General features: G+C 75.1%; 17 protein-coding genes. 11 read left to right on the forward strand and 6 right to left on the reverse strand.

Annotation, left to right across the window (positions count from 1 at the left end):
- The first annotated feature begins 139 nt into the window (after positions 1-139).
- The 3 genes from ACRYM0_RS13285 to ACRYM0_RS13295 are packed head-to-tail and all read left to right on the forward strand — an operon-like array spanning position 140 to position 3,131.
- Complete coding sequence (locus tag ACRYM0_RS13285; RefSeq protein ID WP_432505786.1) at positions 140-1,366, forward strand: MFS transporter; 1,227 nt, start codon at positions 140-142, stop codon at positions 1,364-1,366.
- Positions 1,359-1,841 (forward strand): GNAT family N-acetyltransferase, encoded by a 483-nt coding sequence (locus ACRYM0_RS13290; RefSeq protein ID WP_432505787.1) that lies wholly within the window; start codon positions 1,359-1,361, stop codon positions 1,839-1,841. Before ACRYM0_RS13285 ends, ACRYM0_RS13290 begins: the two co-directional genes overlap by 8 nt.
- Before the next feature lie 42 nt (positions 1,842-1,883).
- Complete coding sequence (locus ACRYM0_RS13295; protein WP_432505789.1) at positions 1,884-3,131, forward strand: Nramp family divalent metal transporter; 1,248 nt, start codon at positions 1,884-1,886, stop codon at positions 3,129-3,131.
- 110 nt (positions 3,132-3,241) lie between these two features.
- Here the strand turns inward: ACRYM0_RS13295 and ACRYM0_RS13300 are convergent, their stop codons facing one another.
- The 4 genes from ACRYM0_RS13300 to ACRYM0_RS13315 form a co-directional block, all read right to left on the reverse strand.
- Entirely contained in the window at positions 3,242-5,044 is a 1,803-nt protein-coding gene (locus ACRYM0_RS13300; protein WP_432505828.1) for a S9 family peptidase, read from the reverse strand.
- Positions 5,032-6,090 (reverse strand): hemolysin family protein, encoded by a 1,059-nt coding sequence (locus ACRYM0_RS13305; protein ID WP_432505791.1) that lies wholly within the window; start codon positions 6,088-6,090, stop codon positions 5,032-5,034. Before ACRYM0_RS13305 ends, ACRYM0_RS13300 begins: the two co-directional genes overlap by 13 nt.
- The gene (locus ACRYM0_RS13310; protein WP_432505793.1) at positions 6,083-7,480 is read right to left on the reverse strand and encodes a hemolysin family protein; all 1,398 of its coding nucleotides are present in this window, start codon (positions 7,478-7,480) and stop codon (positions 6,083-6,085) included. Before ACRYM0_RS13310 ends, ACRYM0_RS13305 begins: the two co-directional genes overlap by 8 nt.
- A gap of 141 nt (positions 7,481-7,621) precedes the next feature.
- Positions 7,622-8,374 (reverse strand): YqjF family protein, encoded by a 753-nt coding sequence (locus ACRYM0_RS13315; RefSeq protein ID WP_432505794.1) that lies wholly within the window; start codon positions 8,372-8,374, stop codon positions 7,622-7,624.
- A 126-nt stretch (positions 8,375-8,500) separates the two neighbouring features.
- Here ACRYM0_RS13315 and ACRYM0_RS13320 point away from each other — a divergent pair, with 126 nt between their 5' ends.
- Positions 8,501-9,502 carry an ATP-binding protein gene (locus ACRYM0_RS13320; RefSeq protein ID WP_432505796.1) on the forward strand — a complete coding sequence of 334 codons (1,002 nt, stop codon included), beginning with the start codon at positions 8,501-8,503 and terminating at the stop codon, positions 9,500-9,502.
- Positions 9,503-9,522: 20 nt separating this feature from the next.
- On the opposite strand, the gene ACRYM0_RS13325 is transcribed toward ACRYM0_RS13320, so the two are convergent.
- Positions 9,523-10,134, reverse strand: a complete 612-nt coding sequence (locus ACRYM0_RS13325; protein ID WP_432505798.1) for an ANTAR domain-containing protein — start codon at positions 10,132-10,134, stop codon at positions 9,523-9,525.
- A 598-nt stretch (positions 10,135-10,732) separates the two neighbouring features.
- On the opposite strand from ACRYM0_RS13325, the gene ACRYM0_RS13330 reads away from it, so the two are divergent.
- Both ACRYM0_RS13330 and ACRYM0_RS13335 read left to right on the forward strand, forming a co-directional pair.
- Entirely contained in the window at positions 10,733-11,113 is a 381-nt protein-coding gene (locus ACRYM0_RS13330; RefSeq protein WP_432505800.1) for an anti-sigma factor antagonist, read from the forward strand.
- A 184-nt stretch (positions 11,114-11,297) separates the two neighbouring features.
- Positions 11,298-12,590, forward strand: coding sequence for an alpha/beta fold hydrolase (locus ACRYM0_RS13335; protein WP_432505802.1), 1,293 nt, complete (start codon positions 11,298-11,300; stop codon positions 12,588-12,590).
- A gap of 53 nt (positions 12,591-12,643) precedes the next feature.
- Here ACRYM0_RS13335 and hflX read toward each other — a convergent pair whose 3' ends face one another.
- The gene (gene hflX / locus ACRYM0_RS13340) at positions 12,644-13,840 is read right to left on the reverse strand and encodes a GTPase HflX (protein WP_432505804.1); all 1,197 of its coding nucleotides are present in this window, start codon (positions 13,838-13,840) and stop codon (positions 12,644-12,646) included.
- Between the two features lie 390 nt (positions 13,841-14,230).
- On the opposite strand from hflX, the gene ACRYM0_RS13345 reads away from it, so the two are divergent.
- The 5 genes from ACRYM0_RS13345 (at position 14,231) to ACRYM0_RS13365 (ending at position 18,749) form a co-directional block, all read left to right on the forward strand.
- The gene (locus ACRYM0_RS13345) at positions 14,231-15,208 is read left to right on the forward strand and encodes an SDR family oxidoreductase (protein ID WP_432505806.1); all 978 of its coding nucleotides are present in this window, start codon (positions 14,231-14,233) and stop codon (positions 15,206-15,208) included.
- A gap of 61 nt (positions 15,209-15,269) precedes the next feature.
- Entirely contained in the window at positions 15,270-15,650 is a 381-nt protein-coding gene (locus ACRYM0_RS13350) for a hypothetical protein (RefSeq protein WP_432505807.1), read from the forward strand.
- Between the two features lie 30 nt (positions 15,651-15,680).
- Complete coding sequence (locus ACRYM0_RS13355) at positions 15,681-17,027, forward strand: DUF2254 domain-containing protein (protein ID WP_432505809.1); 1,347 nt, start codon at positions 15,681-15,683, stop codon at positions 17,025-17,027.
- Between the two features lie 160 nt (positions 17,028-17,187).
- The gene (locus ACRYM0_RS13360) at positions 17,188-17,724 is read left to right on the forward strand and encodes a hypothetical protein (protein ID WP_432505811.1); all 537 of its coding nucleotides are present in this window, start codon (positions 17,188-17,190) and stop codon (positions 17,722-17,724) included.
- A gap of 104 nt (positions 17,725-17,828) precedes the next feature.
- Positions 17,829-18,749: a right-handed parallel beta-helix repeat-containing protein gene (locus ACRYM0_RS13365; protein WP_432505812.1), complete on the forward strand. Its 921-nt coding sequence runs from the start codon at positions 17,829-17,831 to the stop codon at positions 18,747-18,749.
- Positions 18,750-18,798 lie beyond the last annotated feature (49 nt).

Below are 18,798 nucleotides of genomic sequence, written 5' to 3' on the forward strand. Positions count from 1 at the left end.
CCCGGCGCGCACCGCGCCGGGGGCCGTCGCGCGCCCCGGGCGGCCGGGGGGCTGCGCGTGGGGGATGATCGGTGCGTCGACCAGGCGACGGAGCACTCGACACCCCCACCCGCACCGCTCTGCAGGAAGAAGCACCACCGTGCCCCTCGCCCTCCTCGCCCTGGCCGTCGGCGCCTTCGGCATCGGGACCACCGAGTTCGTGTCCATGGGCCTGCTGCCCCAGGTGGCCGCGGCGTTCGGGGTGTCCATCCCGCTGGCCGGCTGGATCATCACCTCCTACGCCCTGGGCGTCGTCGTCGGCGCGCCGACCCTGACCGCGCTGACGCACTCGCGCCCCCGCCGGCAGGTCCTCATCGGCCTCATGGTGCTGTTCACCGCCGGGCACGTCGCCACCGCGCTCGCCCCGACGTTCGCGACCCTCGTGGGCGCGCGGTTCCTCACCGGCCTGGCGCACGGGGCGTTCTTCGGCGCCGCCGCGGTCGTGGCGCGCGCGCTGGCCCCCGCCGGCAAGGAGGGGCGCGCGATGTCCCTGGTGTTCGCGGGCCTGACGGTGGCGAACGTCGTGGGCGTGCCGCTGGGCACGTCGGTGGGCCAGCAGTTCGGCTGGCGCGTGACGTACGGGCTGGTCGGGCTGATCGGGGTGGCGACCCTGGTGGCGCTCACCGCGCTGGTGCCGGACGTGCGCACCGGCACCGGGTCGCTGCGCACCGAGCTGTCCGCCTTCCGCCGCGGCCAGGTGTGGCTGACGCTGCTCATCACCGTCATCGGGTTCGGCGGGCTGTTCACCGTCCTGAGCTACGTCTCCCCGCTGCTGACGGAGGTCTCCGGCATGGCGGAGTCGTCGGTGTCGTGGGTGCTGGTGCTCTTCGGCCTGGGGGCGACCTTCGGCAACCTGCTCGGCGGGCGCCTGGCCGACTGGTCGGTGCAGCGCACCCTGGTGATGGGGATGTCCGGGCTGGTCGTGGTGTACGTGGTGCTGTTCGCGGTCGCCTCCTCGCCGCTGGCGGCCGCGGCCGGGGTGTTCGCGTTCGCGTTCGTCGCGTTCTCGCTGTCCTCCTCGATCCAGACGCGCGGGATCGTCGCGGCCGGGGGCGGGGCGAGCATGGCCTCGGCCGCCATGCAGGCGGGCTTCAACACCGGCAACGCGATGGGTGCGTTCCTCGGCGGGGCGGTCATCGACGTCGGTTTCGGCTACGCCTCCACCGCGCTGGTCGCCGCGGGGCTGTCCGTGGTGGGCCTGGGCGTCCTGGCGGTGGCCGCCCGCGCCGACGCCACCGGCCGCGCCCCGCTGGACCCGTCCGTGGCCGCGGTGCCGGCGCAGCGCCGCCGGGCGGTGGCGCAGCAGCGGGAGGACGCCGGTGCCTGAGCGGGCCGGCACGAGGCGCGGCGCCGTGGAGGTCGTCGCGGCCGAGCGCGGCGACGAGAGGCTGGAAGCGCTGCTCGTCGAGGCGGTCGACGAGCTGCTGCGCCGCTACCCCACGGGCAGCCGCGACGAGTACCACCTGGCGCCGGGCACCCGGTTCCTGCTGGGGCTGCTGGACGGTGAACCGGCCGGGTGCATCGCGCAGGCCGACGCCGACCCGGCGGAGTTCGCGGGCGGGGTGGACATGAAGCGGGTGTTCGTGCGGGAGGCGGCCCGCGGGCGCGGCGTCGCCCGGCGCCTCGTGGGGGCGTTCGAGGACCTGGCCCGCGAGCGCGGCGCGCGGCGGGTGCGGCTGGAGACGGGGACGGCGCAGCCGGAAGCGGTGGCGCTCTACACGGCGCTGGGGTACGAACGGATCCCGCCGTTCGGGCAGTGGGCGGACAGCCCGCTGTGCCTGTGCTTCGGCAAGGAGCTCTGACCTCAGGTTTCGGTGCACCGAAACCATCGGTACGGTCACCCCGTGACCACCGACGAGCGCCCGGCCGAGCAGGAGAACACCCGCACGCCCCGCTCGGGGCTGCTGCGCCTGCTCGGCCCCGCGTTCGTCGCGGCCGTCGCCTACGTCGATCCCGGCAACGTGGCCGCGAACCTCACCGCGGGCGCCCGCTACGGGTACCTGCTGCTGTGGGTGCTCGTCGCCGCCAACGGCATGGCGGTGCTCGTGCAGTACCTGTCCGCCAAGCTCAGCGTCGTGTCCGGGCGCACCCTGCCCGAACTGCTGCGCGAGCGCCTGGGCACCCCCGCCCGCCTGGCCTACTGGGGGCAGGCCGAGCTCGTGGCGATCGCCACCGACCTCGCCGAGGTCATCGGCGGCGCCGTCGCCCTGCACCTGCTCTTCGGCACCCCGCTGCTGGCGGGGGGCGTCATCACCGGCGCGGCGTCCCTGCTGCTGCTGGCCCTGCACAACCGGGCCGGGGTGCGGTGGTTCGAGGCGGCGGTGGTGGCCCTGCTGCTCGTGGTCGTCGCCGGGTTCGTCTCCGGCGTCGTGCTGGCCCCGCCGGACGCGGCCGAGGCGGCCGCCGGGCTGGTGCCGCGCTTCGCCGGGGCCGACACGGTGCTGCTGGCCGCGAGCATGCTCGGCGCCACCGTCATGCCGCACGCGATCTACCTGCACTCGGCGATGGCCCGCGACCACCACGGCGACGTCGCCGCCGACTGCACGCGCCGCGTGCTGCGCGCCACCCGCCTCGACGTCGTCGGCGCGCTCGTCCTGGCGGGCGTGGTGAACATCTCGATGCTGCTGCTGGCCGCGTCCGCGCTGCGGGGCGTGGCGGGCACCGACACCCTCGAGGGCGCGCACGCGGCCGTGCTGGACCACCTCGGCACGGGCGCGGCGCTGCTGTTCGCGGTCGGGCTGCTGGCCTCCGGGCTGGCCTCGACGTCCGTGGGCGCCTACGCCGGCTCGATCATCATGCAGGGGCTGCTGCGCGTGGACGTGCCGCTGCTGGCGCGCAGGGCGATCACGCTCGTCCCGGCGCTGGTGTGCCTGGGGGTGGGGGTGGATCCGACGCGCGCGCTCGTGGTCAGCCAGGTGGTGCTGAGCTTCGGCATCCCGTTCGCGCTGGTGCCGCTGGTGCGGCTGACCAGCGACCGCGCGCTGATGGGCGAGCACGCCAACCGCACCGGCACGCGGGTGGCGGCGGGCGTGGCCGTCACCCTGGTCGTGGCCCTGAACGCCTGCCTGCTCTACCTGACCCTCCTCGCCTGACCCCCTCCCCGCGCTCCCCCTCCCCGCGCTCCCCCTCCCTGCCGTGATCTTGCACGGTTGAGGTCTCAACCGTGCAAGATCACGGCAGGGAGGGGGTAGGGGGTTCGGGGTCAGGGGAGGTGGCGGCGGACGAAGTCCAGCTCGACGCGCATCTGGCGCACCCGCTCGTCGTCCAGCAGGGAACCGTGACCCGCGTCGTAGCGGTACGTCTCGTGCACCACGCCGAGCGCCTCCAACCGCGCCAGGTAGTTCTCGATCTGCCGGATCGGGCAGCGCGGGTCGTTCTGCCCGGCCAGCACCAGCACCGGCGCGCGCACCGCGTCCACGTACGTGATCGGGGAGGCGTCCTCGTACTTGCCCGGCACCTGCTGCGGCGAGCCGCCGAACAGGGAGCGGTCGAACGCCTTCAGCCCCTCCATCTCGTCCTCGTACGCGGCGACGTAGTCCGCCACCGGCACCGCGGCCAGCCCCACCGCCCAGCGCTGCGGCTGCGCGCCCAGCCCCAGCAGCGTGAGGTACCCGCCCCAGGAGGCACCGGCCAGCACCAGCCGCTGCGAGTCGGCGACGCCGGTGGCGACGAGGTGGTCGGCGACGGCGGCCACGTCGGCGAGCTCGGTGTGCCCGACCCGCGCCTCCAGCGCGTCGCGCCACACCGAGCCGTACCCGGTGGAGCCGCGGTAGTTCACCTGCACGACGGCGAAACCCTCGTCCACCCACGTCGAGGGGTAGGCGCGAAAGGCGTCGGTGTCGTGGGCGGTGGGGCCGCCGTGGACCTCCACCACCAGCGGCAGCGGCCCCTCGGCGCCGGCCGGTCGGCGCAGCAGCGCGTGCACGCGCCCCCCGTCGCCGTCCACCCAGACGTCCTCCACGGGCACCGACTCGGGGGCGGGCTCGCCCGGCGCGCGCAGCAGCACGTCCCCGGCCAGGGTGCGCACCGCCGGCGGGCGCTGCGCCGAGGACCACACCAGCCACACGTCGCCGTCCGGGCGGGCGGTGGCGGCGCCGACGCTGCCCCCGCTCGGGCCGATCGCCTCGACGTGGCCGGTGGTCAGGTCCACGCGGTGCAGCAGGGTGCGGGCGTGGTGGTCCACCAGCACGACCAGGCCCCGCCCGTCGCGGGTCCACTCCGCACCGGCCACCTCCCCCGGCACGCCGAGCACGACGGGGGTCTCCTCGCCGGTGGCGACGTCCAGGACGAGCAGTTCGGCGCGACCGGCGCGCTCGTGCTCCACCAGCAGGCGAGCGTCGCCGGGCACGGGCGAGAAGGCGACCGGCGAGACGCCCTTGCCGGGGCCGTCGGACAGTTCGCGCACCACCGAGCCGTCGGCCAGGCGCAGCACCCGCAGGTCCGGGTGGCGCGAGTCGCCGTGCTCGGACTGCGAGATCGCCACCAGTTCCTCGTCGGGCGACAGGTCGGCCACCCAGGCGTCCTCGCGGTGCGCGTACAGCACCCGCGAGGTGCCGCCGGAGACGACGTGGACGCGGGTGCCGTGCTCGTCGTCGCTGCCGCCCGCGACGACGACGCCGCTGCGGCCGATCGCCAGGCCCGCCGGGTAGGCGGCGGGCAGGCCGAGGGGGTCCTCGACGCCCTCGCCGGGCCCGGATCCGAACGGCTGGCGCCGCCACACCCCGAACTCGTCGCCGGCGGTGTCGTCGAACCACCACACGAACTCCCCCGCCGGGTCGATCGTGGCGCTGGAGGTGCCCTCCGGGCGCTCGGTCGCGCGGCGCAGCCGGCCGGTGGCGGCGTCGAAGGAGTGCACCTCCAGCACGCCGTGCACGGTGGCCGTCACGACGCAGCGGTCGGGCGCGTCCTCGGCCCACTCCGGCAGCCCGACCCGGCCGGCGCGGAACCGGCGCTCCCAGACGGGGACCTGCTCGGGGACGGTCTCGGGTTCGCTCACCCGGCCGATCGTGCCACGCCGACCGCGCCCCCGGGCTCCGGCAGGAGGCGGCGCAGCACGTCGGCCAGGGTGACCACGCCGAGCACGGCGCCCCCGCCGGTGCCCTCGCCGGCGCCCTCCGCGGTGACGACGGCGAGGTGGTTGCGGGTCTCGCGCATGGCCGTCAGCGCGGCGTGCACGGTGGTGCCCGCGGGCAGCGTGAACACCGGCCGCACGAAGGGGTCCGCGAGGGCCTCGTCGGGTTCGGTGAGCGTGTCGCGGACGTGGACCACGCCGCTGACGCGCTCCGGGTCGCCGACGAGGACGCGCAGGTGCCCGGTCCGGCGGGTCACCTCGCGCACGTCCCCGGCGGTGGCGCCGTGCGGCACCGAGGCCAGCGGCGAACCGGGGCGCAGCAGTTCGCGCACCGTCATCCGCTCCAGCTCCAGGGCGCCGGACAGCTGCGCGGAGAACCGCGCGTCCAGGGCGCCGACGTTCGCGGAGTGCTCCAGCAGGTGGCGCAGCGCGTCGGGGCTGTGCCCGGCGGCGACCTCGTCGGCCGGTTCGGCGCCGGCCCGGCGCACCAGCGCGTTCGCGGCGGAGTTCAGCGCCTTCAGCACCGGGCGGAAGACCCACATGAACATGCGCATGGGGATCGCCAGGAGCAGCGCCGAGCGCTCCGGGTGGGCGATGGCCCAGGACTTCGGGGCCATCTCGCCGACGACGAGGTGGATGAAGGTGACGATGAACAGGGCGAGGACGAACCCCAGGACGTCGGCGGCGACCAGGGGCAGGCCCGCGGTCTCGAACAGCGGGGTCAGCCAGTGGTGCACGGCCGGCTTGCTGATCGCGCCCAGGGCGAGGGTGCAGGCGGTGATGCCCAGCTGCGAGCCGGCCAGCAGGACCGTCAGCTCGGAGGAGCTGCGCAGGGCGGCGCGCCCGGAGGCGGTGCCGGCGGCGTCCTCCAGGCGGTGCCGCTTGGCGGCCAGCAGGGCGAACTCGACCGCCACGAAGAACGCGCTCAGGGCGACGATCGCGGCGGTCACGGGGACGACGACCAGCGGGTCGTCACTCATCGGGGCTCTCCTGCTCGGGGGCGGGTCCAGCGGGTGCAGCGGCGTCGGGCAGCTCCAGGCGCACCCGGGAGGGCACGTGCCGCTCGACGGCGAGGACGCGCACGTGCAGCTTGCGGGGCTCGGCGTCCTCGTCGAGGGCGAGGTCGGCCGGGTCCGCGGGCAGGTCGACGGTCAGCGCGGTGCCCGGCCGGGGCAGTCCGCCGTGGGCGGCGATGACCAGGCCGGCGACGGTCTCGTAGTCGCCGCGCGGCAGGTCCACGCCGAGGGAGCGCTCGACCTCGTCGACGTGCACTTCGCCGGCCATCTCCCACACGCCGTCGCCGGGCACGGGCCCGTACTCGGGGCGCGCCTCGTCGTGCTCGTCGGTGATCTCCCCGACGAGCTCCTCGGCGAGGTCCTCGACGGTGACGACACCGGCGAAGCCGCCGTACTCGTCGACGACGCAGGCGAGCTGGTTCCTCGTCCGCGTCAGCTCGCGCAGCACGTCCGGCAGGGCCGTCAGGGTGGACACGACCAGCGGCGGGCGCGCGATGGCGGTGACGGGCGCGGTGTCCGGCTCGGTCGTGCTCAGCAGGTCGGCCAGGTGCACGACGCCGACGACGTCGCCGGACCCGGCGGCCAGCACCGGGTAACGGGAGTGGCCGACCGCCATGAGCGCCCGCAGCAGCCCGAGGTCGTCGGTGTCGGTGACGGTGTCGACGCGCGCGCGGGGGATCATCGCGTGCTCGACGTCGCGCCGGGGGAAGTCGAGGATCCGGTCGAGCATCACGGCCAGGTCGTCCGGCAGGTCGCCGCTCTCGCGGGACTCCTCGACGATGTGCTCGAGGTCGCGCGCGGTGGCGGCGTGCTCGACGTCGTGCACCGGCTCGATGCGCAGCGAGCGGAGCAGCAGGTTGGACGCCTGGTCGAACACCCAGATCAGCCAGCCGAAGGCCTTGAGGTACACGAGGGTGGAACGCGACAGCCACGTGGCGACCGGCTCGGGCCGGGCGATGGCGTAGTTCTTCGGGAACAGCTCGCCGAAGAGCATCTGCACGAACGTGGACAGCAGCAGCGCGAACACCGCGCCGACACCGACGCTGACGGCGGTGGGGACGCCCACCCCGCCCAGCAGCGCGCCCAGCGACTCGCCGATGAGCGGTTCGGCGACGTACCCGACGAGCAGGCCGGTGACGGTGATGCCCAGCTGCGCGCCGGAGAGCATGAACGAGGTGCGCCGGGTGACCGCCAGGGCGCGCCGCGCGCCGGCGTCGCCGGCCTCGGCGCGCGCGCCCAGACCGGAGCGGTCCACCGACATGTAGGCGAACTCCTGGGCCACGAAGTAGGCGGTGGCCACGGTGATGAGCACGACCACCAGCACGCCCAGCAGGAGGGTGAGCACGTCCGTCACCGTCCGTGCACCCCCTCGGCGGTGCGGGGGCGCGCGGGTCGCGCGGTGACGGGGCGGGTACTCGGGGGGTCTTCGGAACGATCGTCGTCGCGCACGGCGGCGGCGGTCCTCTCCTGTTCTCGACGGCGGGTGTCCCCGGGTTCAACGGGGCGCGGTGCGAGCGAGTTCCCGCGGCAGCGCGAACCGGGTGGTGACCCGCCGGGCGAACGCGACGTGGTCGGGGGACCGGCCGGCGAGGTCCCCGAACCCGGCGGCGCCCAGCAGCCCGTCGTCCAGCTCGAGCAGTTCCGCGCCGCGCAGCGGCCACGGCTCGTGCTCGTTGGCGATCCAGCGGGTGCGGCCGCCGCGGGCGACGTGCAGGCCGTAGCGGGCGCTGACGAACGTGGCCACGTCGTCGGGTGCGCCCAGCGGTGCACCCTCGCGCACCGCGACGCGGCTGGTGGCGCCGGAACGGGTGCGGCACGTCCACAGCAGTTCGCGGGCGCCGCCGCGCACCCGCACGGCGTGGCGCATGAGCGACCACCGGTACGGCAGGGCAAACACCGCCCGGGCGCCGAGGACCACCGCCAGCCGGGAGGCGTCCAGGCTGGCGAACACGACGCCGCGCCGGCCGGCGTCGTCGACGGAGTAGAACCGCACGTTCGTCTCCAGGAAGGTGCCCAGGTGCGGCACCGCGGGCAGGGCGCCCGGGGCGGCGCCGCGCAGCGTGAACGGCAGCAGCCCCACGTAGGTGCGCCCGTCCAGCACGTCGGGGCGCGCACCGGGCGGCAGGTGCGGGGCGACGCGTGCGGGCTCCACGGCCCAGTGCAGGAACGCGATGTCGTCCCAGTGCTGGTGCATCATCACCGTGCCCTCCAGGGGAGGGGCGGTGGGCGAGGGCAGGCGGTCGATCACCCCTCCAGGGTGGTGCCGGCGTCGCCCGGCGGCACGATCACCCCTGCACCCACTCTCGGTCACCAGGTATGGACGTTGTGTCATTGCCCTCTAGAGTGCGTCGGGGACCGCGGAAGGGGGGCGCACGTGCTGGACGACGACCGCACCCTGCCGCTGCCCGCGGAGGCCGGCAGCGCCGCCCGCGCCCGCCGCCACGTCCGCCGCGCACTGACCGGGCAGGTGCCCGACGAGGTCGTCGCCGACGCCGAGGTCTGCGCCAGCGAGCTCGTCACCAACGCGGTGCTGCACGCCGGCGGCACCGTCCTGCTCACCGTGCACGTCACCGCCGCCGCCGTGCGCGTGGAGGTCGTCGACACCTCCCCCGTCACGCCCCAGTGGGTGCCGCACAGCCTCACCGCCGCCACCGGCCGCGGGCTGCCCCTCATCACGGCCCTCACCGTCGCGCGCGGCAGCGACCCGCACGACGACGGCAAGACCGTCTGGTGCGAGCTGAGCCCCTCCCCGGCGCCCGCGGACGCCGCGGCGGGACCCGGCGCCGGGCCCCCGGCGGCCGCGGAGTGGGCCGCGGAGTGGGCCTCGGTCCTGGCCGAGTTCGCGGACGACGAGCTCACGGGGGCCGCCCCCACCAGCCCCGACCCCACCGGGCGGGGACCGTCCCGGCCACCCCCGGACGCCGGGCAGCCACCCGTGCGCCTGCTGCGCTACCCGCTGCGCCGCGGGGTGCGCCTGCGCGAGCACCGCGAGGCCGTGCTGCGCGAACTACGGCTGCTGGACCTGGCGCACGCCTCGGCGGACCCGGGCGCGGCGGGCCTGGCCGACGAGGTCACGGCGATGCTCGAAGCGGAGTACGGCGGCCACCTCAACGCCGCGGAGACGCGCAAGGTCGCCGCGCTGGCCGCCGGGCTGGAGTGCGTGGACCTGGAGTACGAGCGGCGCCCCGGGCACCTGGAGCAGGTGCGGCGCTGGCGCACCCGCATGGCGGAACTGGACCGCCTGGGCCGTGCCGCGGAACTGCTCACCACGGGGGCGCCGCCCGACGTGGCGGAGCTGTCCGCCTGGGTCCTCGACGAGTTCGACCGGCAGTTGCGCGGCGGGGAACCCCGCCCCTGGGAGGGCCCGCTGGACTGATCCCCGGTGCGTGCTGCGGCTCAGGCCCGGGCGGCGCGCTCGACGATCTCGGTGGCGATCGCACGCAGCTTGCGGTTGGCGTGCTGCGAGCGGCGCACCACGTGCTGGAACGCCTCCTCCGGGGTGCAGTGCAAGCTCGCGACCAGCACGCCCTTGGCCTGCTCGATCACCGCCCGCGACTGCAACGCGATCTGCAGGTTGGTGCTCAACGCCACCGCCGAGGCGTACAGGGAGTGGTTCGCCAGCGCGATGGCCGCGTACCCGGCGAAGATCTGCAGCAGCTCCACCGCCTCGGCGTCCAGGACGCCGTCGTCGAAGCGGTACACGTTCAGCCCGCCCACGATGCGCTGCGGCATCGGCATGCCCACCGAGACGGTGCTGCGCACCCCCTGCCGCGCGGCGATCGGGGCGAAGTCCGGGTAGGTCTCCTCCGCGGCGGTGTCGTCGATGCGGATGACCTGCCCGGACTGCGCCGCGTCGATGCACGGGCCGAAACCGGCGGCGTACTGCCGCTCGTCCAAGGAGGCGGCCAGCGCGCCGGTGAAGGCGGCGCTGCGGCCCTTGTCGCCCTCGAGCAAGGTCACCGAAACCTCCTCGGCGCCGGGCACGCAGGCGGTGGCCAGCTCGGCCACGCGCTTGAGGACCTCTCCCAGGGGGTTTCACCAACCACGAGGGCACCCAGCTCGGCGAAGGCCTGCTGCGGCTCGATCGTGGCCTCGGGCGGGGTGCAGGATGCCGCCGCTTCCGCCGGTGCTCTCGGTCCCGCCGGTGCTGTCGGTTCCGGGGGCGCTGTCGGCCTCCAGGGTGCCGGCGGCGCCCAGGGTGATGCCGCGCTCAGAGGTGCCGGGAGGGCCTGGGGCGCCGGAAGCGTCCGGGGTGCTGGGCGGGGTGGGGGTGCTGGACGGGGTGGGCACGGCGGTTTCCTCCGCTCGGGGAACGGAGACCGGGCGGCACCCGGGCTTCGCGACGGCTCCCGCCCCCGCGGGCGCGGGAACGGGCTCCTGCGAGAGCTGGGGTACAACCCGGACCGTCGCAGTGCCCCCGCCCGCTCGGCGGGGGTGCTGCGACGGCGGCGCAGTACCCCCGATGGTAGACCCCCGGCTCCACTCCCCCCTGCACGAGCCGGGGCGCGGGCTCCGCAGGGGCGAGGGTTGCTGGTGCGGCTGGGCCGCCGTAGCGTTGCCGTCGGTCAAGACACGGCCACTCATGCAACGCACCTGCGAGGTGGTCATGAGTCGCTCGATGATCGTCCAGTCCTCGGATCCGGGGGCCCTCAGCTTCGCCGGCGAGCTGGACGCCTCCAACGTGGAGACGATCCGCCGTCTGGTGCACCCCTTCACCCGGGGCGCGCGGGTCGTGGAACTGGACCTGTCCGGTGTGACGTTCCTGGACTGCGCGGCCCTGGGGGTGCTGGTGGAGCTCTCGGCGGCCACCCGCGTCGGCGGCGGGTCGCTGCGGGTGGTGGGGCTGCGCCCGCGCCCGGCTGCCCTGGTGCGCTTCTTCGGCTTGGAACCGGTCCTGGACATCGCCCCCGGTGCGGGGGACGCAGCCGGCGTCGCCCGCGAGTTGCGGGCGGTGTTCACAGCACCGCGCAGAGAGGTCAGAACCTGATGTTCGACTCCGGTGCTGGAACCTCCGGTGACGGTGACCGCATGCGCCTGCCCCTGTCCGGCCTCAGCCGGGACTGGGGCCGGCGCCGCACGCCCGAGGCGCTGCAGGTCTGGTGCGAGGTGCCCGCGCAGTCGTCGGCGCTCTGACGACCACGTTCCACAGCACGTCCCGAGCAGAGGAAACCATGAGATCGAGCAGCGCGACCACGCCCGCACCGTCCACCGGCGGGGAGACCGGCCGAGGGCCCGAGCCCCGGCGCGTGCGGACGCCGGTACCGGCCCTGGGTGTCGAGGTGCACACCCGCACCTGGGAGGGCGGTACCGGGACCGAACCGCGCACCCCGATCGTGCTGGTCCACGGCCTGGGCCTGTCCAGCCGCTACTTCGTTCCGCTGGGCCGGCGGCTGGCGGCCCTCGGGCACCGCGTGCTGGCCCCCGACCTGCCGGGTTTCGGCCGCACCCCTCCGCCCGCCGGGGCGAACCGGCCGGCGGGCCCGCGGGTGCACGAGCAGACCGAGCACCTGCTGGCGTGGATGGACGCCGTCGGTGTGGACCGGGCGGTCCTGTTCGGGAACTCCGTCGGCGTGCAGGTCGCCCTGGAGGTCGCCGCCCGGTTCCCCGAACGGGTGGAGCGCCTCGTGCTGGAGGGCCCCACCCCCGATCCCGCCTACCGCTCGCCCGTGAAGCAGTACGCGCGGGTGCTGCGCAACATGCTGTTCGAGGCGCCGTCGCTGAACTCCGTCTACCAGGCCGACTACGCCTCCGCCCGGGGTTTCCGGGTGTTCGCCCAGCTCGCGCACACGGTGGACGACCCGATCGAGGACCGCCTCCCGCTGGTGCAGGCACCCGTCCTGGTGGTGCGCGGCCGTCACGACCAGACCCTGTCGCAGGGGTGGGCGGAGCGGGTGGCGGGGATGCTGCCGGACGGGCGGCTGGTCGTGGTGGAGGGCGCGGCGCACAACGTGCACTACTCCGCGCCGCACATCGCCGCCCGCCTCGTCCACGCCTTCACCACCGGTGGGCTCGACGCGGCCGCGGACGGGGTGGTCGTGCCCGCCGACGCCGCTCACCGCGATCCGCTGGCCCCGCGGCAGCCGATCTCGACGCGGACCCACGGGCTCCTGGACTACGCCACCTCCGCGGTGTGCACGACCCTGCCGCAGGTGCTGGGGTGGGGGCCGCGCACGCGCGCCCTCCTGGCCACCGTCGGGTTCAGCGCCACCGCCTACAGCCTGCTCACCGACTACGAGCGCGGCGTGGTGCGGAAGATCCCCCTGCCGGTGCACCTGAACATCGATGCGGGCACGGGGGTGCAGCTCGTCCTCGCGGCCGCCACCCTGCTGCGCGGGGAACCGGTCGCGGGGCGGTGGGCGACCGCCGGGCTCGGTCTGTACGAGATCGCCGTGGCGAACGCGACCCGGAAACCCGCCGGTCCCGCACGGCTGGTGCCGCCGTCGCGGGAACCGGAGCAGGGCTGACCCCGGGCGGGGTGCGATCGCCGACCTGCGACCGCACCCCGTCGGTACCCGCGTCAACCGCCGGCGCGGAGCCGGCCCTCCAGGTCGCGCAGCCTGGACGCGATGGCCTCGCGCAGCTCCGGAACGCCCTGACCGGTGACGGCGGAGACGGCCACGGCATCGGGGTAGGCGCGCTGCAGGGCCTGCACCCACTCCTGGGGGGCGACGTCGACCTTGTTCAGCACCAGCAGTTCCGGAACCTGCGCGGCACCCACCTCGGACAGGACGCCCCGCACGGTCGTGACCTGGGCCATGGCGTCGGGTGCGGCGGCGTCGACGACGTGCAGGGCGAGGTCGGCCTCCACGACCTCCTCCAGCGTGGAGCGGAAGGCGTCGACGAGCTGGTGGGGCAGGTTGCGGACGAAGCCGACGGTGTCGGTGAGGGTGTAGGTGGAACCGCCGTCGCCGACCCGGCGGACCGTGGGGTCCAGCGTGGCGAAGAGGACGCCCTGGACGAGCACGTCGCTGCCGGTGAGGCGGTTGAGCAGGGCGGACTTGCCGGCGTTGGTGTAACCGGTGATGGCCACGGACGGGACCTCGTTGCGGGAGCGGCGGGCGCGGGTGCGCTGCCTGCGCCGGGCGATCTGCTGGGTCTGCTTGCGCAGGTTCGCCGCGCGCCGGCGCAGGCGCCGCCGCTCGCTCTCCAGCCGGGTCTCACCGGGACCGCGCACGCCCATGCCCGCGCCGCCGGCCACCCGGCCACCACCCACGCGCGACATCTCCTGACCCCGGCCGCGCAGGCGGGGCAGCTGGTAGGCGATCTGCGCCAGCTCCACCTGCGTGCGGCCCTCGCTGCTGTGCGCGTGCCCGGCGAAGATGTCCAGGATGAGCGCGGTGCGGTCCACGACCCGCACCCCGGTGCGCTCCTCGAGGTTGCGCACCTGACCCGGGCTCAGCTCGTCGTCGGCGATGACCAGGTCCGCCCCGGTGCGCTGCACGACCTCGGCCAGCTCCTGCACCTTGCCGGAGCCGAGGTAGGTGGCGGGGTCGGGGTGAGCGCGCGACTGCACGAGCCGCTCCGCCACGACGACCCCGTCGGTGTCGGCGAGGCGCTCGAGCTCGTCCAGGGACGGACCCGGTCCCGCCTGTTCCCCCGGGGCCTCCACGGCCACCAGCACCGCCCGTGCCGTCCGCTCACCGGTCGGCGTCTGCGCGCGCCCCTCGCCCGCTGCGTCCTGCGCGGCGCGTCCCAGCAACCACGTCCCAGGCATCTCGTCCCCTCGCCTCGCACCCGTCGTGCACGTCCTCCCCGACCGCGGACGGTGCGGGGTCCCGGCGGCCTGCACGTGCACCGCCGTACCCGGGCGTACTACCCGGTCCACGGGCCGGTATGCGGCCCGCTGCCCACCCGGTTGCCAGCCCACCCGCTCGGTGGTGGAATGCTCGCAGAACGCGGCCAGGCCTCCGGCGCACCGATCGCCGAGGAGCGTCGAGCCGTGTTCACGCGGTCGAGTCCACGGCTGCTCCGCGCACGGCGTGAGCGCTGCGACCACTGCGCCGACGGGCGGACGAGGTGCTTCCCGCCCTCGTCCCCGCCGCCCGGCCCCGTTCGCGGCCGGCGCCTCCGCTCCCCCCGGAACCACCGCGAGTGAGGACACTCCATGACCAAGCCCATCGAGGACCAGGTCGTCGTCGTGCTCGGCGCGTCCAGCGGCATCGGCCGCGCGACCGCGCTGGCGTTCGCCCGCCGGGGAGCAGCTGTCGTCTGCGCTTCCCGTGGGACGCAGGCGCTGCAGACCCTGGTCGACGAGATCACGGGTGCGGGCGGGAAGGCGGTGGCCGTGACGGCGGACATCACCCGGCCCGAGGACCTGCAGGCCCTGGTGGCCGCGGCCGAGAGCACCTACGGACGCATCGACACCTGGGTGACGATGGCCGGGGTCAGCGTCTACGGGACGATCGCGCAGACCCCGCTGGAGGACTTCCGGCGCGTCACGGAGGTCAACTTCCTCGGTCACGTCGCCGCGGCCAAGGTGGCGGTGCCCGCTCTGGAGCGGGCCGGTGGAGGCGTCCTGGTGGGGATGGCCTCGGTCGAGGGTGTCCGGTCCCTGCCGATGCACGCCCCTTACACCGCGTCGAAGTTCGCCGTCCGCTCGTTCTACGACGCGCTGCGCATGGAACTGGCGCAGGAGGGCACGCCGGTGTCGGTGAGCACCATCCTGCCCGCGGGGATCGGAACCCCGTTCTGGGAGCACTCGCGCAACCACACCGCGAACCTCACCAAGCCGCCGCCGCCGGTCTACGCCCCCGAACTCGTCGCCGACGTGATCGTGCGGATGGCCCGGCACCCGCGCCGCCAGGTCGCCGTCGGGGGCGCCTCGCTCGGGTTCCTGCTCGGGGAGAAGTTCAGCCCGGCGATGACCGACCTCGCCTTGAGCCTGCTGGGCCGCCGGCTGCAGACCAGTGGTCGCCCGGACAACGGGGAGGACATCCTGGACGCTCCCACCGCGGGTCCCGGGCAGGTGCACGGCGATCACGTCGGCCACCTGGTCCGGCGCGACCTCTTCACGAGCGTCGCCGAACGGTTCGTGCGCCCGGGCGAGGCGCTGCTGGCCCTCCGTTCCCGGTGGGCCCGGTGAACCGGGGCACCGCGAGGACGGCACGGCCCGCACCGGCCGAGAGCAGGGAGGAGGATCGACCGTGAGCCTGGACCCGCACGTCACGGACGAGGTGCACCTCAGCCTGGTGCCCGGTGCCGACTCCTTCGCCCAGGCTCGGCGCTTCATCGGCCTGTACGCCCAGCAGAGCGGCATGCAGGAGGAGGGCGCTGACGACCTCGTGCAGGCAGCGGCGGAGTTGCTGGCCGCCGGTGGGCGCGCGGACCGGGCGCTCACCGTGGCGGTGCGCGAGCACCCCGACCAGCTGACCGTCCTCGTCGACCTGGCCGGACCGGCGGTCGTCGACGTGGCGGACGACGGGGTCGTGCTGCTGAACGGGCTGAGCCGGCAGTGGGGCTGGCGTCGGCTGCCGGGGTGCACACGGGTGTGGTGCGATGTGCCCAAGCAGCAGGCGAAGTGCTGAACCCACCGCGCAGGGGGGTACGCAGCAGGCATGGCTGAACGCAAGAGCACCCGGCACGTCGAGCGCTCCGGGGCCAAGGTGTGGTTGTGGCCGGCGGTGGCCGGCGCGGTGTCACTGGCCGCGGCGCTGGTCCTGGCGCAACTGCGCCCGCGGGAGTCCTCACTGCTCTCGCGCTTGGCGTGGCCGGGCGGCACGGACGGCGCCTCCACGATGCTGCAGGCCATCGCGGGCGCCTCCATCAGCGTCATCTCGATGACGTTCTCCCTCACCGTCGTGGCCCTGCAGCTGGCCTCGCAGCAGTTCTCCCCGCGCCTCCTGCGCGACTTCATGCGCGACCCGTGGACGAAGGCCGTGCTGGCGGTGCTGGTCGCCACGTTCGTGTTCTCCCTGACGGTGCTGCGCGGGATGCGCCCGGACCAGCCCCCGCCGGCGGCGGCGCTGTTCGTGGCGTTCGCCCTGGGCATCGCCTCGATGGCGGCGGTGCTGGGTTTCATCCACCACCTCACGCGCCTGCTGCGGGTGGACACGATGATGCTGACCGTCCACGACGAGGCCCTGACGGCGATCGACGCGTTCTACCCCTCCCTGGACGACCCCCAGCGCCGCACCCCGGACGACCTGGACGCGGACTGGGCCGCGGGCACCGGCATCCCCGCCACCCGCAGCGGGTTCGTGCGCCTGATAGACGTCGAGGCCCTCGTGGACGCCGCGCGCGAGCACGACGCCGTGGTGTGGATCGACGTGCGCCCCGGCGACCACGTCGTCACCGGTTCCCCCCTGGCCACCGCGTGGACGCCCGGGCTGGACGAGCAGGACCGGGCGGAACTGGCCGAGCGGGTGCGCGACGCGGTGGCCCTCGGCTACGAGCGCACCATCGAGCAGGACTCCGCCTTCGGCTTCCGCCAGCTCACCGACATCGCCGTCAAGGCCCTCTCCCCCGGCATCAACGACCCGGTCACGGCCGCGCACTGCATCGGGCACACGAGCGACCTGCTGGTGCGCCTGACCGGCAAGCAGCTGGGCCCCACCGTGCACGAGGACGAGCACGGCGCCGCGCGGGCCGTCGTGCCCGACCGGGACCTGCGCTACTACCTGGACCTGGTGTGCGGGCAGGTGCGCCGCTACGGCGAGCACGAACCCACCGTGCTCGCCGCCCTGCTGCGCATGCTGCGCGACGTGGCCACCGCCGCCCGCACGCAGGAGCAGCGCGCCGAGGTCGAGCGGCAGGTGCGGCTGATCCTGGCGGAGGTCCCGGAGTCGATGGTGGACGCGGACGTCGAGCAGGTGCACGACCTCGCCGAGCGCGTGCGCGCCGCCTCGGCCGGGGACGTGCGGGCCGCCTACCGCGACCGCGCCGGGGAGACCCGCTCGATCTGAGCGGGGGCACCCGTTCCGTTCGCGCTCCCCGCAGACCTCGTCGGAACGTGGTGACAGCGCTACGCTGAGTGTCGTCCGCAACGGCCGCGTCGCCGGCTGGGGCGAGGGCGTCGTCGCCGGGACGGGCTACGACGAACCGCAGCGGGAACCCGCCGGCGCGGTGGTCCGCCAGGCGCGCCTGGAGGGCAACGGCGTCGGGGTCGCCGCGCGACGGGACGGCGGCCTCGTCGTGCAGGACACCTGGTTCACCGGCAACGGGCTCGCCGGGTCCGCCGCCACCGGCGGCGACCTGCTCGTGGAGGGTTCCACCGCCGACCGCAACGGCGGCGGTTTCCACTCCTTCGAGGTGGACGCCGACGGGCTGGTGCTGCGCGACACCGCCGTGCGGCGCAGCCGGGGCGCCGGCGTGAACTGCGGCCAGGGCGGTCAGGCGTACCTGGAGCGGACCACCCTGCAGCGCAACGCCATCGGCGTGGACGCCTCCCAGTGCAGCGTGCGGGTCGCGGACTCCGCGTTCACCTGGAACGGCCGGCACGTCGCGGCCTCGCTCATCGAGTGGGACGTCGTCGCGTTCCGGTGCACCACCTTCACCGCCGACGGCGGACCGCTGGGCGTCCCGCTGCGGCCCTGCCACCAGCCGCCCGGCGGCGACACGTCCCCCGGCACCCGTGTCACGGGCACGTTCGACGCCCTGTAGGCGCCCCGCCCCGGCGAGGGGACCCGCCGGAACGGGCACCTTCCTGGCTAGTCACTGAGAAGCTACTGTGCGTGAAAGATCGGCGACCGGCCCGGGGAGGTCCCATGCACCGCCGCACCACCCTCACCACCGCCTGCCTCACCACGGCCTGCGCCGCGCTCGTCACCGGGCTGCTCGCCGCGCCCGCTGCGGCCGCACCGCCGCGCGCCACCACCGTCGAGTGCGGCGCCGTCCTCACCACCAGCGTGCGGCTGGCCGCGGACGTGGTCTGCCCCGACGGGGACGGGGTCGTGCTGGCCGCCGACGGCATCGAGCTGAACCTCAACGGCCACGCCCTCGTCGGCCCCGACACCTCGTCCGGGGCGGGGGTGCTGGTGCGCGCGGAGGACGTCACGGTCCGCAACGGGACGATCAGCGGCTGGGAGAGCGGCGTGCGCGCCGGCACCGAGCCCACCGACCCCTACGGGGAGGAGCCGCAGGGGCCCGCCCGCGCGGTGGTGAGGCAGGTGCGCCTGGAGGCCAACGGTTTCGGCGTGGAGGTCCGCCAGGACGGCGACGTGCGGGTGCGCGACACCTGGCTCGTCGGCAACGGCGTCGGCGGCTACGTCGTCAGCTACGGCAGGCTCCTCGTCGAGGACTCCACCGCGGAGGGCAACGGCACGGGCTTCTTCTCCTTCGAGGTCGGGGAGGACGGGATGGTCCTGCGCGACAGCACCGTGCGCGGCGGCGGCGCCGGGGTCTCCTGCAGCACCGACGGAAACGTCGTCGTCGAAGACAGCACGTTGCAACGCAACGCGGTCGGGCTCGAGGCCTTCCTCTGCAGCGCGTGGGTGAGCGACTCCGCGTTCGTCTGGAACGGTGAGCACCTCCGGGGGTACCTGGTGGACTGGGACACCGTCGAGGTCACCTGCACCACGTTCACCCGCGACGGCGGGCCGCTCGACTTCCCCGTCGAGCCGTGCGCCACCGGGGGTGCCGGGGTTTCGGGGACCCTGGGACCGTGGTGGGTCCCAGGCTCCGAGTGAGCGCGACCGCCGTGGCCCGGCACCCGCCGCGGCCGCGCGCCGCCCCCGG

Source organism: Kineococcus arenarius subsp. arenarius (assembly GCF_050871845.1).
Classification (GTDB): domain Bacteria; phylum Actinomycetota; class Actinomycetes; order Actinomycetales; family Kineococcaceae; genus Kineococcus.